The sequence below is a fragment of the Ferrovibrio sp. genome, from assembly GCF_025869515.1.
Taxonomy (GTDB): domain Bacteria; phylum Pseudomonadota; class Alphaproteobacteria; order Ferrovibrionales; family Ferrovibrionaceae; genus Ferrovibrio.
In genome coordinates, this window is sequence record NZ_JAOZVR010000047.1 from 1 (window position 1) to 20,362 (window position 20,362).

Below are 20,362 nucleotides of genomic sequence, written 5' to 3' on the forward strand. Positions count from 1 at the left end.
AGATTTCCACCGGATGATGACCGTAATCGTCCACCACAGTGATGCCGCCGGCGATGCCGGTGATGGTGAAGCGACGCTTCACACCGCCGAAGCTGCCGAGCGCCTTCTTCACCACATCGGCACCGAAGCCCATCTCGCGGGCGATGGCTGCCACGACCAGAGAATTCTGGACATTGTGGCGACCGAACATCGGCAGATGCACGTCGGTAATCGTGCTGGACTCGCCGCCGCGCGTGCGATCGGTAATCTGCACGTCGTAGATGGCGCCGCGACTGTCGAAGCGCACATTCACCGCGCGGACATCGGCCTGCGGCGAGAAGCCATAGGTGACGACGCGGCGGTCAGTGATGCGGCCGATCATCGCCTGCACTTCCGGATGATCGATGCACAGCGTGGCGAAACCGTAGAATGGAATGCTCTCGACGAACTGCTTGAAGCCGTCGCGCACCTTGTCGAAGGTGCCGTAATGGTCGAGATGCTCGGGGTCGATGTTGGTCACCACGGCAATGGTGGCCGGCAGCTTGAGGAAGGTGCCGTCGCTTTCGTCGGCTTCCACCACCATCCATTCGCCGGCACCGAGACGGGCATTGGTGCCGTAGGCGTTGATAATGCCGCCATTGATCACGGTGGGGTCCATGCCGGCCGCTTCCAGCAGGGCGGCGACCAGCGAGGTGGTGGTGGTCTTGCCATGGGTGCCGGCAATGGCGATGGCCCATTTCAGGCGCATCAGCTCGCCCAGCATCTCGGCGCGGCGCACCACCGGGATCAGGCGGGCACGGGCCGCCTTCACTTCCGGATTGTCGGGCTTCACGGCGGTGGAGACCACCAGCACTTCGGCGGCGGCAACATTTTCCTCGCGATGACCCTCGAACACCGTGATGCCGAGGTCACGCAGCCGCTTCACATTATAGTTTGCGCTGAGGTCCGAACCCTGCACCTGATAGCCGAGATTGTGCATCACCTCGGCGATGCCAGACATGCCAATGCCGCCGATGCCGACGAAATGGATGATACCGATATCGAGCGGCAGCGCTCTCATGCCGCGGTCCTCTTCACTGAATGATCCTTGGAAACAGTCTGCACAGCTGCGGCAGCCTGACGATGTTCGGCGGCGACGCGCTCGACCAGATCGGCCAGCGCCTGCGCTGCCAGCGGGCGACCGACGCTGCGTGCATGCGCGGCCATGTCGGTCAGCTGCGCCACATCGCCGAGCAGATCGGCAAAAGCCGCCGCGACGCGTTCGGGCGTGAATTTATCCTGCGCGATCACCACCGCACCGCCGGCCTGCGCCAGTGCCTGGGCGTTCGCGGTCTGGTGATCGTCCATCGCATGGGCGTAGGGCACCAGCAAGGCCGGCCGGCCGATCACCGCGATTTCCGCGGTACTGCTGGCGCCGGAGCGGCTGACGACAAGATGGGCAACGGCGAGGCGCTGCGCCACGTCGCTGAAGAAGGTCGCGGTCTCGGCCTGGATGCCGGCCTGCATATAAGCCGTGCGCACACGCTCGAGGTCTTCGGCGCGGCACTGCTGCACCAGCCTGAGGCGCTTCCTCATTTCGGCCGGCAATGCAGCAAACGCGGCTGGCACCACATCGGAGAGCACGCGGGCGCCCTGGCTGCCGCCAAGCACCAGCAGGCGCAAAGCCTGGTCCGGCGCAGTATAGGGCACATCGGCAGCAGAGAGGATCGCCGGGCGCACCGGATTGCCAGTGACGGTGACAACCGCCTGTTCGGGCAGGAAATGCGTGGCGGGGAAAGACGTGGCGATGCGGGCAGCGAAGCGCGCCACCAGCCGGTTGACGCGGCCGAGCACGGCATTCTGTTCATGGATGACGATCGGGATCTTGCGCAGACGCGCGGCGAGCAACAGCGGCAGCGCCGGATAACCGCCGAAGCCGACAACGGCGACCGGCCGCGTCAGGCCGAGCAGCGTCAGCGAAGCGAACACGCCACGGGCGATCTCGACAATGCTCATCAGCTTGCCCGGCAGCGAGCGACCGCTCGGCGTGCCGGCCGGGATGCGATAGAGCGGCAGCTCGGGCAGGCCCTGGCCGAAGCCCTTGCCGCGCGTGTCGGTGACCAGGCCGACGCGATGGCCGCGACGCAGCAGTTCGGCCGCCAGCGCCTCGGCCGGGAAAACGTGGCCGCCGGTGCCGCCGGCAGCGAGCAGGATCGGATTCTCCGCCATACCGTTCGCGGCGCCCGTCATCGCACCGCTCCGTTCTCAGGCCGCCAGCGTGTCAGCGCCAGCAGCATGCCCATGGCAAATGCCAGCGCCAGCAGTGACGAGCCGCCATAGGAGATGAACGGCAGGGTCATGCCTTTGGTCGGCAGCAGATGCAGGTTGACGCCGATATTGATGACGGCCTGCAGGCCGAACTGGGTCGTAAGGCCGGCAGCGGCGAGCAGCACGAACAGGTTGTTTTCGGTCATCAGCCGCGAGAAGCAGCGCAGCACGATGAAGGCGAAGATGCCGACGATGAACAGGCAGGCGAACAGGCCGAATTCCTCGCCGGCCACGGCGAAGATGAAATCGGTATGGGCATCGGGCAGCACGCTTTTCACCGCGCCCTCACCCGGACCGCGACCCCAGATGCCGCCGGTGGCGAAAGCCTCCATGGCCCGTTCGATCTGGTAGTTCTCCTTGCCGGCCGGATCGAGGAAACGGTCGATGCGGCTGGCCACATGGGGAAAGATCAGGTAGGCGCCGAAGATGCCGGCGACGCCGAGGGCGCCCAGGGCCAGAACGAGGACAATCGGCAGGCCCGCGATGAAGAATTGCGCCATCCACACGGCACAGACCACGACGGCCATGCCGAGATCGGGTTGCAGCAGCAGGATGCTGACGACGAAGCCGCACAAGCCGGTCGAGATCGCCCAGCCAGGAAAACCGGTGCCCTTGCGCCATTCGGCAAACAGCCAGGCGGCAACCACGGCAAAGGCAGGCTTGACGAATTCCGACGGCTGCACCGACAGGCCGCCGAAGGAAATCCAGCGATGCGCGCCCTTTACTTCCACGCCCATGAAGAAGGTGAGGCACATGCCGGCCAGCGCACCGAGGAAGACCACGGTGGCGACACGGCGGATGCCGACCGGATCAAGCAGCGAGGTGGCGATCATGATCAGCATGGCCGGCACCAGGAAGACCATCTGGCGCTGCACGAAATGGAAATTGGCCAGGCCGATGCGGTTGGCCACCGCCGGCGAGGCGGCGAGGGTCAGCACGGTGCCGACCGCGATCAGGACGGCAATGGCGACCAGCAGCCAGCGGTCGACGGTCCACCACCAGCGGCCGAGTATGGAGGTATCGGTGCGCGAGAAGGTGATCATGCCGCCGCCCCCTGCTCACCAGTGCTGCGCTCAGTGACCAGACGGATGAATTCGTCGCCACGATGCTCAAAGCTTTTGAACTGGTCGTAAGATGCACAGGCCGGCGACAGCAGCACCACGGCATCCTTGAGCCGGTCCTTGCGCGCCGCCGCCAGTGCATCGTCGAGCGCCTTGTCCAGCGTGCCGCAGAGCGCATGTGGCACAGCGCTGCCAAGCGTGGCGGCGAAATCGGCTGCCGCTTCGCCGATCAGGCTGGCGCGGCGGATGCGCGGGAACAGCGGTTTCAAGCTGGCAATGCCGCCCTCTTTCGCCTTGCCGCCGGCGATCCAGTAGACATTGTCGAAAGCCGCCAGCGCTTTTTCGGTGGAATCGGCATTGGTGGCCTTGGAATCATTGATGCAGGCAATGCCGTCGATGCTGCCGACGCGCTGCAGACGATGTTTCAGGCCGGGGAAAGAGGCAATGCCGGCATGGATCGTCTCGGCATCCAGACCGGCGGCGCGCGCGGCGGCATAAGCGGCAGCGATATTCTGGCCGTTATGCGCACCGGGCAGGGCCGGGAAATCGAGGGCGAAGACCGGCGTGCCATTCTCATACAGCATGCCGTCGATCGCGCTGACGCCTTGCTCCAGGACACGCAGGATCGAGACCGGCACCACGGCGCGACCGCTATTCTCTGCCAGCAAGGCAGCATGAATGGCGCGGCAGTGATCGTCGTCGACGCCGATCACGGCGGTATCGCCGGCCGCCTGGCCACCGAAGATGCGTGCTTTGATCGCGGCATAGGCCGCCATGCTGCCATGGCGGTCGAGATGATCCGGCGTGATATTCAGCAACACGGCGATGCGAGCCTGCCAGTCCGGCGTGAGGTCGATCTGGAACGACGACATCTCGATCACATAGGCGCCGTCGGCCGGACTGTTGAAGCGCGGCAGTTCCAGTACCGCCTGGCCGATATTGCCGCCGAGCGCGATGCTGCGGCCGGCGGATTTCAGGATATGCGCCAGCAAGGCCGTGGTGGTGGACTTGCCGTTGGTGCCGGTGATGCCGTAGACGGCAGGTTTCAGTTCACGCAGCAGCAGTTCGATATCGCCGACGATCAGCAGGCCGGCGCGTTGTGCATTGGCCACCACCTGGTTCGGCACTGGATGGGTCAGCGGCACGCCCGGCGCCAGCGCCAGACCGGCACAACCGATAAGCGCCGCCTCGTGCAGTTGCATCGGCTGAAAGCCGGCTGCAGCCGCGATGTCGCGCGAGGCGACATTGTCATCCCACAGGCGGACTTCGGCGCCGCCGGCGATCAGCGCCCGTGCCGTGGCCAGCCCGCTGCGTGCGAGGCCGAACACCGCCCAGGTCTGTCCGCGTGTGTGGGTGAGCGCGATCATGCGTGCCTTACCGCAGCTTCAGGGTGGAGAGGCCGGCCAGCGCCAGGATCACCGCAACGATCCAGAAGCGGATCACGATGGTCGGCTCTTTCCAGCCTTTCTTCTCGTAATGGTGATGCAGCGGCGCCATGCGGAAGACTCGCTTGCCGGTCAGCTTGAAACTGGCGACCTGCACCATCACCGACACGGTTTCGAGCACGAACAGACCGCCGATGATCGCCAGCACCAGTTCATGCTTGACGATGACGCTGACGGTGCCGAGCGCACCGCCCAGCGACAGCGAACCGGTATCGCCCATGAAGACCATGGCCGGGGGTGCGTTGAACCACAGGAAGCCGATACCCGCACCGACCAGCGCGCCGCAGAACACCGCCAGTTCGCCGGCACCGGCGACATTGTGAATCTGCAGGTAATTGGCGAAGACGGTATTGCCGACCAGGTAGCAGATCAGGCCGAAGCTGGCGGCGGCAATCATCACCGGCACGATGGCGAGGCCATCGAGTCCATCGGTGAGGTTCACCGCATTGGAAGCGCCGATCATCACGAAGGCGGCGAACGGCATCATGAACCAACCGAGATTGAGCAGCACGTCCTTGAGGAAGGGCACGGCAAGGCTGGTATTGAGCGGCGCCGCGGCGATCTGGTTGATCCAGACGGCGGCAATGCCGGCGATGACGACCTGCAGAACCAGCTTGAGCTTGCCCGGCACGCCTTTCGGATTCTGCTTCGTCACCTTCAGATAGTCGTCATAGAAGCCGATCAGGCCGAAGCCGAACGTGACCAGCAGCACGACCCAGACATAGCGGTTGCTCAGGTCTGCCCAGAGCAGGGTGCCACTGCCGATGCCGAGCAGGATCAGGAAACCGCCCATGGTCGGCGTGCCGCGTTTGACCAGATGACTTTCCGGACCGTCATCGCGGATCGGCTGGCCCCGGCCCTGCTTGGCACGCAGCCAGTTGATCAGCGGTTCGCCGATCACGAAGGACAGCACCATTGCCGTCAGAATCGCCCCGCCGGTGCGGAAGGTGATGTAGCGAAACAGATTGAGGATGTTGATCTCATCCGCCAGCGGATACAGCAGGTGGTACAGCATTCTTCCGGACTTTCCTTACCAACCGTTGGCAGCGCGCGGGGTCTGCGCCGGATTCAGCAAATCTTCGACAATCTTGCCCATGCGGCTGCCGAGCGAACCTTTGACCAGCAGCACGTCGCCGGAACGCACCGCGCGACGCAGCGGCTGGATCAGTTCGAGCGAATTGGCCGCGTAATGTCCCCGCATCTGCGGCGGCAGGGCATCGTAAAGCCCCTTCATCAGCGGACCGCAGGCAAAGACGAGATCGATCTTTTCGCGCACCAGGTCTTCAGCCAGGCCGGTATGGGCTGCCTGCTCATCCGGGCCCAGTTCCAGCATGTCGCCCAGCACGGCGATGCGACGGCCGCGTGCGCTGCTCGGCTTGGCCATCGCCAGCACGGCAAAGGCGGCGCGCATGCTGGGCGGGCTGGCATTGTAGCTGTCGTCGATCAGATCCAGGCTGCCGCCGTCGCGCCAGTCGAGCGCATGGCGTTCGCCGCGGCCCTTCGGCGCGGTCACGCCCGCCAGCGCCATACCGGCTTCGGCCAGATCGCCGCCGGCGAGATGAACCGCCGCCAGCACGGCGAGCGCATTGAGCACCCAGTGGCGGCCCGGCGCCCCGATCTTGAAGGTCATCGGATGACCGAGAATCTCGGCAGCGACGCAGGAGCATGCCGAATGCGGCGCATATTTCATCAGCCGGGCCTGCGCCTGCGGATGTTCGCCGAAGCCGATCACCTCGGCAGCACCGGCCGCCATGGCGGCGGCGGCAACGCGCTCGAAATACGGCATGTCGCGGTTGATGATGGCGATGCCGCCCGGTTCCAGGCCGGCGAAGATCTCCGCCTTGGCATCGGCGATGCCTTCGATGCTGTCGAAATTCTCCAGATGCACGGCCTCGATGGCAGTGATGATGGCGATATGCGGCCGCGCCAGTTTCGACAGCGGTGCGATCTCGCCGGGATGATTCATACCCATCTCGATCACGGCAAAGCGGCTGTCAACCGGCATGCGCGCCAGCGTGAGCGGCACGCCCCAATGATTGTTGAGATTGCCGACAGAGGCATGGGTCGCGCCCTGCTCGGCCAGCACCTGGCGCAGCATTTCCTTGGTCGAGGTCTTGCCGACACTGCCGGTGACGCCGATCACCCTGGCGCCGCAGCGCTGGCGCGCCGCTGCGGCAAGATCATTCAAACCCTGGAAGGTGTCCTTCACGCGCAGAAGATTCATGCCGGGCAGCGTCTCGGGGCCCTTGTCCACCATCGCCGCCGCGGCACCTTTCGCCAGCGCATCGGCAACGAAGGCATGACCGTCGAAGGTCGGACCGCGGATGGCGATGAACAAATCGCCAAAGCCGACCGTGCGGCTGTCGATCGACACGCCGCTTGCCGTCCAGAATCCATCGCCCTGCCCATGCGTGGCGGAGGCAGCTTCGGCAGACGTCCACAGCGCGAAAGCTTCCATTAACCTTTACCTCCGTATGGTGCGCTGCCCAAACCAGACCCCGCATCCGCGGCAGACACGGCTTCGCGCGCCACCAGCAGGTCGTCGAAGGGGCGCACGTCTTTGCCGATGACCTGGCCCTGCTCATGGCCCTTGCCGGCAACCAGCAGCAGGTCGCCCGGCTGCAATTCGGCAACAGCAGTGAAAACCGCCTCACGACGATCACCGATCTCACGCGCGCCGGGTGCTGCCGCCATGATGGCAGCGCGGATCGATGCGGCCTCTTCGCTGCGTGGATTGTCGTCGGTAACATAGACGCGGTCGGCCAGCTTCGTCGCCACCGCGCCCATCAGCGGACGCTTGCCGCGATCGCGGTCGCCGCCGCAGCCGAACACCACCGCCAGGCGCTGCGTGCTATGCGGTCGTGCCGCCTTCAGCACCGTCTCCAGCGCATCGGGGGTATGAGCGTAATCGACAAAGATGCTGGCCCCGTTTTTGCGCTGCGCGGCCTTCTGCATACGGCCGGGCACGCCGTCGAGCGTGGCAAGGGTTTCCCAGGCCGCCGCCGCATGCACCCCGCAACCAACCACCAGGCCCAGCGCGGCCAGAACATTGCCAGCCTGGAAGCCGCCAATCAGCGGCAGGTCGACATGGCGACGCACGCCGAAGACTTCGGCTTCTACCTGCAATCCGCCGGCGTGCGGCACGGCAGAGAGCAGTTTCAGTTCGGTGCCGAGCTGACCGTAACGGATCAGCCGCTGGCCACGGCGCGTGCAAATCTGCTCCACCTTGGCGCCGAGCGCGGAATCCATGTTGATCACCGCCGCACCGTCGGCCGGCAGCAGGGTATCGAACAGCCGCAGCTTGGCGGCGAAATAGGCCTCGACCGTCGGATGGTAGTCCATATGGTCGCGGGTGAGATTGGTGAAGGCCGCCGCCTGCGGCACAATCCCGTCGAGGCGGAACTGGTCGAGGCCGTGGCTCGATGCCTCCAGCGCCAGATGCTCGGCACCCGCCTGCTTGGCCCTGGTCAGCAATTCATGCAGCTGCACCGGATCCGGCGTGGTATGCGCCACCGGCAGGTCGAGGTCAGCGCCCTGTAAACCAAGTGTGTGCAGGCCGAGCGTGCCCAGACTGGCACTTTTGAAGCCGAGCCGGGCCCAGATCTGCGCGGTGAAATTCGTCACCGAAGTCTTGCCGTTGGTACCGGTGACGGCGGCGATATGATTCGGCTGCGCGCCGAAGAAGGCAGCGGCCATCAGCGCCAGCCGGCGGCGCGGATTGGTATCGGTGACAAAAGCGATCTGGCCGGCATAGGCCGGATCGACATGATCGCTGAGCACCGCGACGGCGCCCTTCTCGCGCGCATCGGGAATGAAACGGTGGCCATCGGCCTGTGTGCCTTTCAGGGCAGCGAAGACATAGCCCGGGCGCACGGCGCGGCTGTCGGCGGTCAAACCGGCGACATCCAGCGCGGCGGCACGCGGATCGAGCGGGAGATCGGCGCAAAGATCACTGAGACGCAAGTTTCTTCTCCTGCGTCTTGGGCACGACGGCTGCCGCAGCAACCGGGCCGCTCGGCGGCGTTGCGAAATTCGGCATCGGCTGGCCTGGGATCGGCACATACATGGCCTGACGGATCGCCGGCGAATTCTCGTCCACCGGCGGCACGCCAAGCAGCGGCGCGATACGGCTGATCACGCGGGCGGCGGTCGGCGCCGAGGTCCAGCCGGCCGAGGCGAAGCCATAGGTGCTCTTGTTGCCTTTCGGCTCGTCGAGCATGACCTGCACCACATAGCGCGGGTTGTGCATCGGGAAACCGGCCACGAAGGTGTTGAACAGCGCCTTGCGGTTATAGCCGCCGCGTTCGTTGACCTTCTCCGACGTGCCGGTCTTGCCGCCAACCATGTAGCCGTCAACGCCGGCCTTCTTGCCGGTGCCGTCTTCCACCACCAGCAGCATCAGCTTGCGCATGGTGTCACTGACATCGCGGCGGATCACCTGGCGACCCGGCGCCGGCATACCCGGCGGGCGCTTGATCAGGGTCGGCGGATGCAGCACGCCGCCATTGACGATGGCGGCCGTGGCGGTGGCAAGCTGCAGCGGCGTGACCGACAGGCCATGGCCGAAGGCGATGGTCATCGTCTCGACGGTCTTCCAGTTGCGCGGCACCAGCGGCGCGCCGATTTCGGGCAGTTCCAGCGCCGGCTTGGTCAGCATGCCCAGGCGAGCCATGAATTCGCGCTGGCGCTCGGGCCCGACATCGACGGCCATCTTGGCGGAACCGATGTTGGACGAATACATGAAGATTTCCGGCACGCTGAGCCAGCGGTTCTTCGGGTGATCGTCCTTGATCGAAAAACGCGAAATCTGGATCGGCCGACTGGCATCGTAGCCGCTGCTCAGCTTGACGGTGCCGTAATCCAGCGCCATCGCCGTGTTCAGCGTCTTCATGGTCGAGCCCATTTCATAGACGCCAAGCGTGATGCGGTTGAACCGTGCATCCTTGCTGGCCGTGCCGGGCTCGGCCGGATCGAAATCGGGCAGGCTGACCAGCGAGATGATTTCGCCGGTATAGATGTCCATGACGATGCCGCCGCCGCCAATGGCATTGAAATACTCGATCGCCCTCGCCACCTCGTCGCGCATCACATGCTGCACGCGCAGATCGATGCTGAGTTCAAGCGGGTCGCCGGTGCGGGTCGGGTCGCGCAGCTGTTCGTCGAAATACTGTTCGATACCGGAAATGCCTTTGCCGTCGATATCGGTGTATCCGACGACATGCGTGCCGAGCGCGCCCTGCGGATAGACGCGGCGCTGCTCGTTATGGAAATACAGGCCCGGGATGCCGAGGCGATTGACCTCGTATTGCTCGCGCGGCGCCAGACCGCGCTTGAGCCAGACGAAGCTCTTGCCGGAATTCAGCTTGGCCTGCACCTCGCCAACCGGCAGTTCGGGCAGCACCTGGGCCAGCCGCGTGGCAGCGCCGGCGGCATTCTGCACCTTGCGCGGATCGGCATAGAGCGAGGCAATTTTCAGATTGGTGGCGAGAATCTGGCCGTTGCGGTCGACAATCGGCTGGCGTTCCATCAGCGCGGTGCGCGCACCCAGCTCCGGATTGAAACCGCGCGCCACGGCCGGTTCCGCCGCGCCGCGGATCACGGTCAGCTCGACCAGGCGTCCGGCCAGCAGAACGAAGGCCAGTGAAAACAGCCCGATCCCGATGACGAGGCGGCCCCGGCTGGCATCGAGCGCCTGCTTGGCCGCGCCTTCCAGCCGTACCAGCGCCGGACTGCCGGGCATGTCGGCCGGCGTGCAGGGCGGACGCGGCTTCATCTTCTGCGGCGATTTCTGCGTGCGACGGAACAGCGCCATCACGGAGCCCTCCGCTGGTCTTTGCCGCCGCGCTGCATGGCGCCGAGCACGGCCGCCACTTCGGCGTCAAAGCCGCCGACAGCCGGCGCTTCGGCGGCCGGCCTGGCGGCAACCTGCACCGGCGCCGAAGGCGACGCGGCAGGCTGGACAGCGACCACAGGCTGCACGGGAGCCGGAGCAGGCTGCGGTGCCGCCGCCATTGGCGGCAAGGCAGGAACCGTCGCCGATGGCGCCGTCTGCGGCAGGGCCGGATTACGCTCCTGGCCGCGATCCTGGCGCCAGGGCAGCGATTCAATGGCAATGATGTCCTTGGCCGTGGTCGGACGCATCTCCAGCAGGCGTCCCGCCTTGCCCTGCAGGTAATCCGGCCGGCTCAGATAGCTCCATTCGGCCTGCAGCACGCCGATGGTTTCGCGTTCCTGGCTCAGCGCGCGGTTCAGCTCGATCAATTCCTCTTCCAGCCGCTGCACTTCATATGACAGCTGGTAGAGGCCGAACGACACCACAGCGAGCAGCAGCAGGGCGATCAGGGACAAGCCGCGGCTCATGCTGCCTCCCGCATGTCGTCATCCGGCCAGACCGGCGCAGCCGTCCGCCGGGCTGCCCGCAGCTTGGCGGAACGGGCGCGCGGATTGCCGGCGGTTTCGACTTCACCAGCGGTGAGCGCACCCTTGTGCAGCAATTCGAAAGAGGCCGCGCGCGGCGCCGTCGCCGCCTGCGGCAGATGGCGCGAACTGCCGGTCTGCTTGCCACTGCGGCGATCGAGGAAATGCTTCACCACGCGGTCTTCCAGCGAATGGAAGGACACCACAGCCAGCCGGCCTTCCGGCTTCAGCAGCTTTTCGGCAGCCACCAGGCCGCGCTTCAACTCGCCCAGTTCGTCATTCACCACAATGCGCAGCGCCTGGAAGGTGCGGGTCGCCGGATTGATGCCCGGCGCGGCGCGCACCACGCGGGCGACGATCTGCGCCAGCTGGCGCGTGCGGGTGATCGGCGCTTCGGCGCGAGCGGCAACAATGGCACGGGCCACGGCACGGGCGCGGCGCTCTTCACCATAGAGATAGATAATGTCGGCCAGTTCCGCCTCGTCACGCGAATTGACGATATCGGCAGCGGTTTCGCCCTTGTCCGACATGCGCATGTCGAGGGGACCGTCCTGCTGGAAGGAAAAGCCGCGCTCGGCCTGGTCGATCTGCATCGAGGACACGCCGATATCCAATGCCACGCCGTCCACGCCATCGATGCCGATGGCACCGAGCAGATCGGCCATGTCGCCGAAGCGGCCGGCCAGCAGGCGGAAACGGCCGGGATAAGCTGCCGAAACACGGTCGGCATGGACCTGCACGGTGGGGTCGCGGTCGATGCCGATCACCCGGCACTCCGCCGCGGCCAGCAAGGCCGAACTGTAACCGCCCGCACCAAAAGTCCCGTCCACCATCACGTCGCCGGCGCGCGGATTGAGCGCTGCCACGACTTCACTGCACATCACCGAGAGATGAACCGTTCCTGCGGCTTTTTCATGGCCGTTTGTGTCTTGCGGGCGGAAACGATCCGCCGGGCTCACGATTTTGCCCCCGTCGTCACTCCGGCACCGCTGCGCAACCAGGCGGCAGCTTTCGTCCGCGCTTCGCTGGCGCGGGCTTCCCAGGCCTTGGGCTCCCAGATCTGGAAGCTGTGGCGGCGGCCGACGAACACCGCCTCGCCCGGCGAAGCCAGGCCGGCATGGTCGAGAAATTGCGGCTGCAGCTGGATGCGGCCTTCCTGATCAAGCGTGAGCTCACTCAGGAACGGCAGCAGGCCGTCGATCAGCATTTCGCGTTCCGGATGCAGATCCGGCAGCTCGTCGATGCGGCGATTGACGCCGTCGAGATAGTCACGGCCACCGGCGACCAGCGCCGGCGCGACGATATCGGGACCGAGAATCAGGCCGCCTTCCGGCTGGCGACGGGTCAGCAGGGCGCGATACGGCGCCGGCACGGAAACCCGGCCCTTGGCGTCGATCCGATTCTTGAAGGTGGAGAGAAACAGCTCCACGCCGCGGCCCCGCGCTCGCTCCCGGCGACCTGCCCCCCTTGGGCATCCTGACCTGGGATAGGATGGGATAACATGGGCCTATATGGGGGTCAATGGATTTTAACTGTCTGTTATGGTGATTCAGACTGGAGATCGGCCAATGATCTCGGGTACTTGCAGCGGCCTCGATCCTAATAAATTCTCTTAATGTTCTCTTTTGTTCTCCCTAATACGCTTGATCTCGCCACCGCGCTCGGACTACATCGACAGCTGACAGGGGAAGCACGGGATCACAGATGGGTGACAGGGTTCGCAACATCGAGAAGCGGCTCAGCCGGCGCATGGCTGCAGCCGGCATGGCTGTCTGTGCGCTTCTGGCTCTGGCCGCCGCCCCCATCGCGGCGGCGGTCAATGAATTCCTGCCGCGCGACGCACCACCGCTGAAACGCTTTGCCATCGTGGCCGGCACTGCCAACAACCAGTGCTTTACCACGCAGCTGATCAACAATGACGTCAGACGCCTGCGCGCCAACGTGCTGCTGTCGCCCTGCGAATTCAACATCGACAACCTGACCCAGGGCTTTTTCATCAGCCGGCCCCTGCAGCAGGACGCCTACCAGATTTTCTTCGCCGCCAATCCGAGCTACTGCCTGGCGATGGAACCGCGTACGCAGATTCTGGTGGCCTCGGCCTGCGCACTGAATACCGAGATGCTCGAACAGCTGCCGCAGCTATGGGACATCAAGGGGGGCGGGCTGTCGCTGAAAGGCATCGATGGCAAGAAATGGTGCCTCGACACCCGCGCCAGACAGGGCTTTTCGGCAATCTTCGAGCCGCATTTCAGCGAATGCCCGGAACAGATTCCGGATGCTTTCATCCTGCGCGTCAATCGCTGACCTGTACCTGCCGGCGGCGCAGCTTGCGCCGCAGATGGCGCCAGCCGATCACGACACCGCTGACCGACATGGCCAGGCCGACAATGGACATGCTCCAGAGTAGGATGTCCCAGGCCGGCCGCCAGCGCAGCAGAAAGCGGAAATCGAAACTGTGCAGCGCATTGAACAGCCAGCGATAGCTGCGCCGGCTATCATCCAGGCGGCCCAGGATATCGCCGCTCAGCGGATCGATATGAAACCAGGTACCGTCGGCATCATCAAAGCCGATGCGCAGCACCGGGAACAGACGCTGGTTGTGATGGGAATACCAGTAATCGTCTTCCTCGGCGATCACCTGTTGCATGACCGGACGCGCTTCAGGCAACAAGTGTGCCGCCGCGGCAAAGACGGCTTCGCCGCTTAAGATCGGCGCAGCCATCACGCTGCCGTCCCGGCGATGCTGCAGTACCAGCGGCGCACCACCGACCCAGAGGAAACGGAGTTCCACCGCATCGGCAAGCGGTATGGACGGCAGCGGGAAATCGACTGCGGTATGGCCGGCATAGCGTTGCAGGGCGGCAGCATCGGTGTTGCGGCCCGTGAACCAGGAATTCGGATTCATCGACAGCCAACCGCTGACGATCCAGGCCAGCAGGAACAGGCTACCGACCACGCCGGCCCAGTGATGCCACAGCATCCAGCCGCGATAGGGCGACATGGCGCCGTTCTTGTAGCGACGCTGCGGCCGCAGGCGCTGGATGCCGATCCAGATGCCGGTGACCGCCACGATGATGGCCGGACCGGACAACCACAGCACCACGTCGCGCCACAGCACCGCCTTGGCCCGCAGCACGGTGGGGTAGATCCAGTGCGGAACGGCGCCGAGCCAGTTCCAGAACCGCTCGCTGCGCGCGGTGTCCAGGGCGATCTCGCCGGTACGTGCCGAAACATACAGCTCCGTGCCGGCCGGATCGTTCAGGGCCACCAGATGGAACGGCCGCAGCGGGTCGTAGCGCGCCGTCACGCTCCACTGGTCGCGCTCCTCAGGAGCGGCTGAAACCGGCGGCGCATCGGTCACTCGCCGTACGATGGCGATGGCCGTCGCCGCATCGATGCCCTCGATCCGGCGGCCGTCGCGTGCCGAAACCGTCAGCCGTGCATGATCCCAGCCGGTGATGCGATAGACCGGCTCGTCGTGCATCATTTCAAGGCGCAGGGCGCGCGGCCAGGCAGTCAGCCCGGCCGCCGCCAGTGCATCGCCCGGCGAAAGCCGTACCTGCCGCCCGTCGATCACAGGCAGCAGATTTCGGCGTTCAGCTTCCGTCAGGGCCGGGAATCCGACATACATCATCACCACGCCGGAAAAGAACCACATGGCGAAGAGCAGGCAGGTGGCGATGCCGATCCAGCGATGGATCAGATACAGCCAGCGCTGCGCCTGACGGAGGGTGCGCTTCATCGGCTCAGAACTTCACATGCGTGGAGACCACGGCCGTGCGCGGCAGGCCCAGCATCCACTGATCGTCGCCATAGGCCGTCTGCGCATAGACCTCGTCGAACAGGTTGTGAAGCCGGAAGGCAATGCTGACATCCTTGTGCGGCCTCCATTCCAGCCCGAGATCGACCACGGTGTAATCTGGCAGCCGTTTAAGATTGGCATTATCGCTGTAGCGTTCGCCGACATAGCGCAAACCAGCGCGCGCCTTCCATTCCGGCGCGAAGGCCCAGGCGAGCCACAGATTGCCAAGCAATTCCGGAACATTCGGCGGCGTGTTGCCCGCACGCGACGCACCGCTCGCTTCCGTGAATTCGTCAAACCGCGCATCCAGCCAGGTGGCGTTGCCCTCCAGCCGCCAGTCGCGCGCCAGATCGAAACCGGCGGCGAATTCCACACCGCGCGAGGACTGTTCGCCGATCTGCTGCGTCAGCGTCGGATTGCCGGGCACGCGCGAAGTGATGTCGGTCTTGACGATATGGTAGCCGGCCAGCGTCCATTCGCCGCGACCATTCATCAGCGACTGTTTGACACCCACTTCCACCTGCCGGCCGGTGGCCAGCGTGAAGCCACGGTTCGCGGCAGACAGATTGAGGATGCCACCGACCGGATCGACCGCCGTGACATACTGGCCATACAGCGAGGTGGCTGGCGTCAGGCTGTAGACTGTGCCGATGCGCCAGGTGGGATCGGCAAAGGTTTTCTCGAAACTGTTTGCGGGATTATCAAGTTGATCCCGATTCAGCACGATATGGTCGAACCGCAGTCCGCCAACCAAGGTCCACCGGTCGGTGACCGAAAGTCGATCCTCGGCGAACAGCGAATACTGCCTGGTCTGGGTCTGATGCCGCGGGCGGAACGGATCGTCCGACTGGTACAGCCCGACCTGCGGATTGAACGGATCGACACTGGCCGACGCCGCACCGTTGTCGAAATCATGCGAATATCTGAAATTGGCCCGGTTCACATCCAGTCCAACCACGCTCGTATTCTTCAGGCCGAAGACGCTGTTCTCGATCGTGGCATCGAAACGATTGCCGTATTGCGTCTGGTCATGAAGGATTTCGAGTGCATCCGACCGGTCGATCAGGCCGGTTCCGGAATTGTAGCTATAGGTTTCCAGATTGCGCCAGTGGCGATTGGTGGTCAGCCTGTACAGTGTGTTGTTCAAAGTGACGCTGTCGCTGGCATTCCATTCGAATTTTAGCTGGGTCCAGTTGTCGCGATATTCGATCAGGCTGTTTTCGACATTGTAATTCTTCTTGCGAATACTCTCGTCCAACGACCCGTTGATCAGCGGTGTGCCGAAATAGCGAGACGGGCGCTGATAGCCATAATCATGCGACAGCGATATGGCGAAATTTTCGCTGGCCTGCGCACGCAGCGCCAGAGCAAAGGCCAGACTCTCGGTTTCATCACGGTCCACCCAGCCGTCGGATTTCCGCCCGCTCGCATCGGCGCGGTAGGACAGCTTGCTGTTGATCGGCCCGCCGCTGCCAGTAGCGAGATGGCGTTCGAGATTTCTGCCGAATTCGACCAGCGCCTCGTTCTCGAAAGTCGCACCTGGCTTCTTGGGCACGACATTCACGACGCCGCCGATGGCGCCGGCGCCATACAGCACCGAAGCTGGTCCGCGCAGAACCTCAATGCGGTCCGCCGTCCAAGTGTCGAAGGGGAATGTCACCGTGCCGGCACCAACATACATCTGCGTGCCGTCGTAAAGCTGCATCATCGAGTTATGCCCGGTGAAGCCGCGGGTCGAGAGAGCGGTGCCACCATTGCCGGGCGTGGCAATGGAACTAACCCCGGTGGCCTGGCCGACTGCCTCGTTCACGGTCGCATAACCGCGCGCACGGATGGTTTCCCCGGTGATCACCTCGACGCTGGCCGGGGTTTCCAGCGGCGTGAGACCGAGGCGGCTGCCGGTGGCGGCCGGCTGCGTAAGCTGCAGCCCGGCCTCCTCTTCGGGAACCTGCCCGCCGATGGTCAGCGTGGGCAGCACGGTATCCTGCGCCCAGGCGGGCGCGGCATACAGCAGAGCAAGCGGGATCAAATAGCGGACACCGCGCGTCGCGCGGGAGACGAAATGGGCCATAGAGAAACCTCATGCGGTCGGCCTTGTGGCACGTCACCGCGAACGAGGTTGTCTCCGATGCCCTGAGGATAGGCAGGCGAACGGTGGACTACCCACCGGTGCACCCTGCCCGATGTGATCGCGTGTGACCACGGATGACGGCAGGTCTCCTGGCTCGCGGGTCCTTGCTCTTCGTCGCCTTCCCAGCGCTTGGCGGCGCCAGTGGCTTAATCGACGAAAAACTCTCCGCTTACAGTTGCAGGGGCAGCCGCGGCATTGAGAGATTCCCCCTCACCGCGTTCCCAGTTAGGCCCTTGCGGGCACCGTCGGCAGGCAAGGTGCAGATTGCCGCCGAGTCTGTCAATCGAGAAGCAGGGTGCCAGACGGCCTGTAAGCCGGGTTCTGTCCTCCTACTTGCGCAGGATGGACGGTCATTCCTCTGGGACGCCCATTGCTGGACGCCTCGCGCGACCGACCCGGATGGCAAACCGGAAACCGTTCTGCAGGCTTGCGCCTGCGGCCATCCCTATTTGGTCTTGCTCCCGGTGGGGTTTGCCATGCCGCTCCCGTTACCGGTCGCGCGGTGCGCTCTTACCGCACCCTTTCACCCTTGCCATGACAGGTCATGGCGGTCTGCTCTCTGTGGCACTGTCCCTGGGGTCACCCCCGCCGGGCGTTACCCGGCACCGTGTTTCCGTGGAGCCCGGACTTTCCTCGACGCTCAAAAGAACGCCGCGACCGTCCAGCCGTCTGGCACCGCCGCACAGGTAGGCGCCGGCGCGGTTGCCGTCAAGCGGCCATTGTAAAGAAAGGGTCAGCTGGTGGCGCGTTCGCTGCTGATCCGGCGCATCAGCACCTGTTCGGCGATATGGCGGATCAGGCTGCCGGTTTCGGCATCGGCAATACCATCGACCTGGGCCTGGCGCCAATGGCGCTGGAAGGCACGCACCACCGCTTCGGTCGGCGGATCGTAGACCCCGCTGCCCTCGATGCCGTAGCCGATACGATCGAGGGCAACCTGCAATTCCAGCACCGCGCCGCTCCGCTCGCCCGGCTGCAGGGTCGGCGCATGGGGCGAGACCTTGAAATCGTCGGTCCACCAGCGTCCAAAACCGGCCGCATGCAGGCGACGCCAGGGAAACAGCTCACCCGGGTCTTCCTTGCGCATCGGCGCGATGTCGGAGTGGGCCAGATAATTGCCCGGCATCACGCCATGGCGGGTCGCCATATCCTTCAGAAGGGCAATGAGGGCATCGATCTGGACAACAGGGAATTCGCGATACCCGAATTCATGGCCGGGATTGACCAGCTCGATGCCGATGGAACGGTTATTCACGTCGCGCACGCCGCGCCAGAAAGCGACACCGGCATGCCAGGCACGCTTCTCCTCCGGCACCAGGCGGTAAACCGTGCCGTCCTCATCGATCATGTAATGCGCACTGACCTTCGCCTCGGGATCGGACATGCGCTGCAGGGCCGCAGTCGCGGTCGGCATACCGGTATAATGCAGCACCACCATATCGACCGGCCGACGGCCGCTGCGATCGTCGAAATTCGGCGACGGATGCTCGACAAACGACAGGGTCATTCACCGGCTCCTTTCTCCAATGCCACCTTCTCCGGCGGCGTGCCGCGCGCATCGGCCACAGTGCCTTCGCGCATGGCGACGATCAAGACGCCCAGAAGGGTGATGGCCGAACCGATGATGACCCGGCCGCTGAGCTGCTCGTTGAGGAAAAACACACCGGCCAGAACACCGAAGATCGGCGCCAGCGTAAAGCCGGGGTTAACGATACTGATCGGATAGCGCCGCAACAGATAATAGGCGCCGCCATGGCCGATCAGCGACACCGCCACGGCGGCATAGATGATCGCGCCCCAATGCCAGGTGCTGGCCGACAGCGTCTGTTCGACATGCCGGTCTTCGATCATCAGCGAAATCAGCAACAGACAGGGTGCGCTCAGGATTCCCACCCAGGCCTGCATGGTGAAAGTATGGACATCATGGATACGGCGCACCGTGATCTGACCGAGAGAGAAAATGATCACTGCCATCAGGATCAGGCCGATGGCAACCTGGTAATTCATCACTTTCGGGTCGAAACTGATCACCACGGCGCCAATAAAGGCCAGCCCGATCCCCAGGCTGCGTTTCCAGCGCACGCGCTCGCCCAGCAGCAGCACTGCCATCAGGGTGGAGATCGGTACACCCAGCTGGGTGACGACCGCGACCACCGAGACATCATCCGCCTTGGCGATGCCGACGATGATCAGGGCGAAATGCAGGGTGCCCATGCAGAAGGCAGCGATCACCACATTACGCATCTGCCCCGGCTTCCAGCGCAGCCATGGCAGCATCAGCACAGCAACCAGAGCAAACCGCAAGGCGGTGAACAGGATCGGCGGGAAATGATTGACCGCGAGCTTGGTGACGACAAAATTGCCGCCCCAAATCGCGCAGATCAAGAGCATAAGGGCAAGATGCTGGGGCTTCATGGGGCGCGACCCTAGCAAAGCCGCCCTGCCGCGGGCTACGCTTGTTTACATGCCGGCCATGCGCTGGCCGCAAGGGGGGTATGCGGCTCTTATCGAAGATATGCCGCGGTAATGCCTGGTTAGCAGGCATGGCGGTCGACTAGAAGGCAGACGGTATGGCGAATGCAAAGACTCCGCAGAAGAAAAGCCGGAAAGGTACTGGGACAGGAACAGCGACAGGAACACCGGCCGGAACATCGGCGCGGCGTCCGATCGTGTCGTCCGCCCATCTGGCCAGCGAAAAGCTGGAAGGCCTGAGTGAGTTCGAATTTGCCCTGATGATGACCGGCAATGCTTTCAGCCGCTGGATCGTGCGCTGCATGACAGCCGCCGGCTCAGGAATCGGCGTCCAGGGCGATCTGGCCGCCCTCGACGTCATGGTGCTGCATGGGGTGAACCACCGCGACCGGCCGAAGCGGCTGGCCGATCTCTGCCTGGTGCTGAATGTCGAGGATTCCCATACCGTCAATTACGGCCTGAAAAAGATGGTGCGGCTCGGCCTGATCGCCGGCACCCGGCGCGGCAAGGAGATTTTCTACTCCACCACCGCGAAGGGACAGAAGCTCTGCCTGGAATACCGCAAGATCCGCGAACAGCTGCTGGGCGAGGCCTTCGCGCTGATCGGCCAGCCCCGGATCGGACAGGCGCAGGGCGACCTTTCCCGGGTGGCTGACCTGATGCGCGCCCTGTCCGGCACTTACGACCAGGCCGCCCGCGCCGCAGCCTCGCTGTAGCGCCGCATTGCCGGCCTCAGCAACGTTGACAA

17 protein-coding genes, 1 other RNA gene and 1 riboswitch are annotated in these 20,362 nt (G+C 64.4%); of the genes, 2 read left to right on the forward strand and 16 right to left on the reverse strand.

The annotated features are described in order from the left end of the window. From murC to OJJ21_RS06875, 11 genes are all read right to left on the reverse strand, one after another. A partial coding sequence (gene murC / locus OJJ21_RS06825; RefSeq protein WP_297684445.1) for a UDP-N-acetylmuramate--L-alanine ligase occupies positions 1-1,039 on the reverse strand: 1,039 nt, incomplete at its 3' end. Further along, positions 1,036-2,208 (reverse strand): undecaprenyldiphospho-muramoylpentapeptide beta-N-acetylglucosaminyltransferase, encoded by a 1,173-nt coding sequence (gene murG / locus OJJ21_RS06830; RefSeq protein ID WP_297684447.1) that lies wholly within the window; start codon positions 2,206-2,208, stop codon positions 1,036-1,038. The genes murC and murG, both read right to left, overlap by 4 nt. Beyond that, positions 2,205-3,329: a putative lipid II flippase FtsW gene (gene ftsW / locus OJJ21_RS06835; protein ID WP_297684449.1), complete on the reverse strand. Its 1,125-nt coding sequence runs from the start codon at positions 3,327-3,329 to the stop codon at positions 2,205-2,207. The genes murG and ftsW overlap by 4 nt, the downstream gene beginning before the upstream one ends. Further along, a complete protein-coding gene (murD, locus tag OJJ21_RS06840; protein ID WP_297684451.1) occupies positions 3,326-4,714 on the reverse strand; it encodes a UDP-N-acetylmuramoyl-L-alanine--D-glutamate ligase in 1,389 nt (462 codons plus the stop codon). Before murD ends, ftsW begins: the two co-directional genes overlap by 4 nt. Before the next feature lie 7 nt (positions 4,715-4,721). Next, a complete protein-coding gene (gene mraY, locus OJJ21_RS06845; protein WP_297684453.1) occupies positions 4,722-5,807 on the reverse strand; it encodes a phospho-N-acetylmuramoyl-pentapeptide-transferase in 1,086 nt (361 codons plus the stop codon). A gap of 15 nt (positions 5,808-5,822) precedes the next feature. Continuing rightward, entirely contained in the window at positions 5,823-7,250 is a 1,428-nt protein-coding gene (locus OJJ21_RS06850; protein WP_297684455.1) for a UDP-N-acetylmuramoylalanyl-D-glutamyl-2,6-diaminopimelate--D-alanyl-D-alanine ligase, read from the reverse strand. Then, positions 7,250-8,755 (reverse strand): UDP-N-acetylmuramoyl-L-alanyl-D-glutamate--2,6-diaminopimelate ligase, encoded by a 1,506-nt coding sequence (locus OJJ21_RS06855; RefSeq protein WP_297684457.1) that lies wholly within the window; start codon positions 8,753-8,755, stop codon positions 7,250-7,252. Before OJJ21_RS06855 ends, OJJ21_RS06850 begins: the two co-directional genes overlap by 1 nt. Then, on the reverse strand, positions 8,742-10,604 hold the full coding sequence (locus tag OJJ21_RS06860) for a penicillin-binding protein 2 (protein ID WP_297684459.1): 1,863 nt from the start codon (positions 10,602-10,604) through the stop codon (positions 8,742-8,744). Before OJJ21_RS06860 ends, OJJ21_RS06855 begins: the two co-directional genes overlap by 14 nt. Next, positions 10,604-11,152 (reverse strand): hypothetical protein, encoded by a 549-nt coding sequence (locus OJJ21_RS06865; RefSeq protein ID WP_297684461.1) that lies wholly within the window; start codon positions 11,150-11,152, stop codon positions 10,604-10,606. Before OJJ21_RS06865 ends, OJJ21_RS06860 begins: the two co-directional genes overlap by 1 nt. Further along, the gene (rsmH, locus tag OJJ21_RS06870; RefSeq protein ID WP_297684567.1) at positions 11,149-12,093 is read right to left on the reverse strand and encodes a 16S rRNA (cytosine(1402)-N(4))-methyltransferase RsmH; all 945 of its coding nucleotides are present in this window, start codon (positions 12,091-12,093) and stop codon (positions 11,149-11,151) included. The genes OJJ21_RS06865 and rsmH overlap by 4 nt, the downstream gene beginning before the upstream one ends. 71 nt (positions 12,094-12,164) lie before the next feature. After that, on the reverse strand, positions 12,165-12,638 hold the full coding sequence (locus OJJ21_RS06875) for an MraZ family transcriptional regulator (RefSeq protein ID WP_297684463.1): 474 nt from the start codon (positions 12,636-12,638) through the stop codon (positions 12,165-12,167). A 275-nt stretch (positions 12,639-12,913) separates the two neighbouring features. On the opposite strand from OJJ21_RS06875, the gene OJJ21_RS06880 reads away from it, so the two are divergent. Then, positions 12,914-13,513, forward strand: a complete 600-nt coding sequence (locus OJJ21_RS06880; protein ID WP_297684465.1) for a hypothetical protein — start codon at positions 12,914-12,916, stop codon at positions 13,511-13,513. Here OJJ21_RS06880 and OJJ21_RS06885 read toward each other — a convergent pair. The 5 genes from OJJ21_RS06885 to OJJ21_RS06905 form a co-directional block, all read right to left on the reverse strand. Beyond that, positions 13,503-14,951 (reverse strand): PepSY-associated TM helix domain-containing protein, encoded by a 1,449-nt coding sequence (locus tag OJJ21_RS06885; protein WP_297684467.1) that lies wholly within the window; start codon positions 14,949-14,951, stop codon positions 13,503-13,505. The genes OJJ21_RS06880 and OJJ21_RS06885 overlap by 11 nt on opposite strands. 4 nt (positions 14,952-14,955) lie before the next feature. After that, positions 14,956-17,082 carry a TonB-dependent receptor gene (locus tag OJJ21_RS06890; RefSeq protein WP_297684469.1) on the reverse strand — a complete coding sequence of 709 codons (2,127 nt, stop codon included), beginning with the start codon at positions 17,080-17,082 and terminating at the stop codon, positions 14,956-14,958. Between the two features lie 121 nt (positions 17,083-17,203). Then, positions 17,204-17,404: riboswitch (cobalamin riboswitch) on the reverse strand. A 32-nt stretch (positions 17,405-17,436) separates the two neighbouring features. Beyond that, positions 17,437-17,815: RNase P RNA component class A (gene rnpB / locus OJJ21_RS06895), an RNA gene on the reverse strand. 60 nt (positions 17,816-17,875) lie between these two features. Next, a complete protein-coding gene (locus OJJ21_RS06900) occupies positions 17,876-18,649 on the reverse strand; it encodes an N-acetylmuramoyl-L-alanine amidase (protein ID WP_297684471.1) in 774 nt (257 codons plus the stop codon). Next, positions 18,646-19,533: a DMT family transporter gene (locus tag OJJ21_RS06905; protein WP_297684473.1), complete on the reverse strand. Its 888-nt coding sequence runs from the start codon at positions 19,531-19,533 to the stop codon at positions 18,646-18,648. Before OJJ21_RS06905 ends, OJJ21_RS06900 begins: the two co-directional genes overlap by 4 nt. Before the next feature lie 278 nt (positions 19,534-19,811). Between OJJ21_RS06905 and OJJ21_RS06910 the strand changes: the two genes are divergently transcribed. Continuing rightward, entirely contained in the window at positions 19,812-20,330 is a 519-nt protein-coding gene (locus tag OJJ21_RS06910; protein WP_297684475.1) for a winged helix DNA-binding protein, read from the forward strand. The last annotated feature ends 32 nt before the right edge of the window (positions 20,331-20,362 follow it).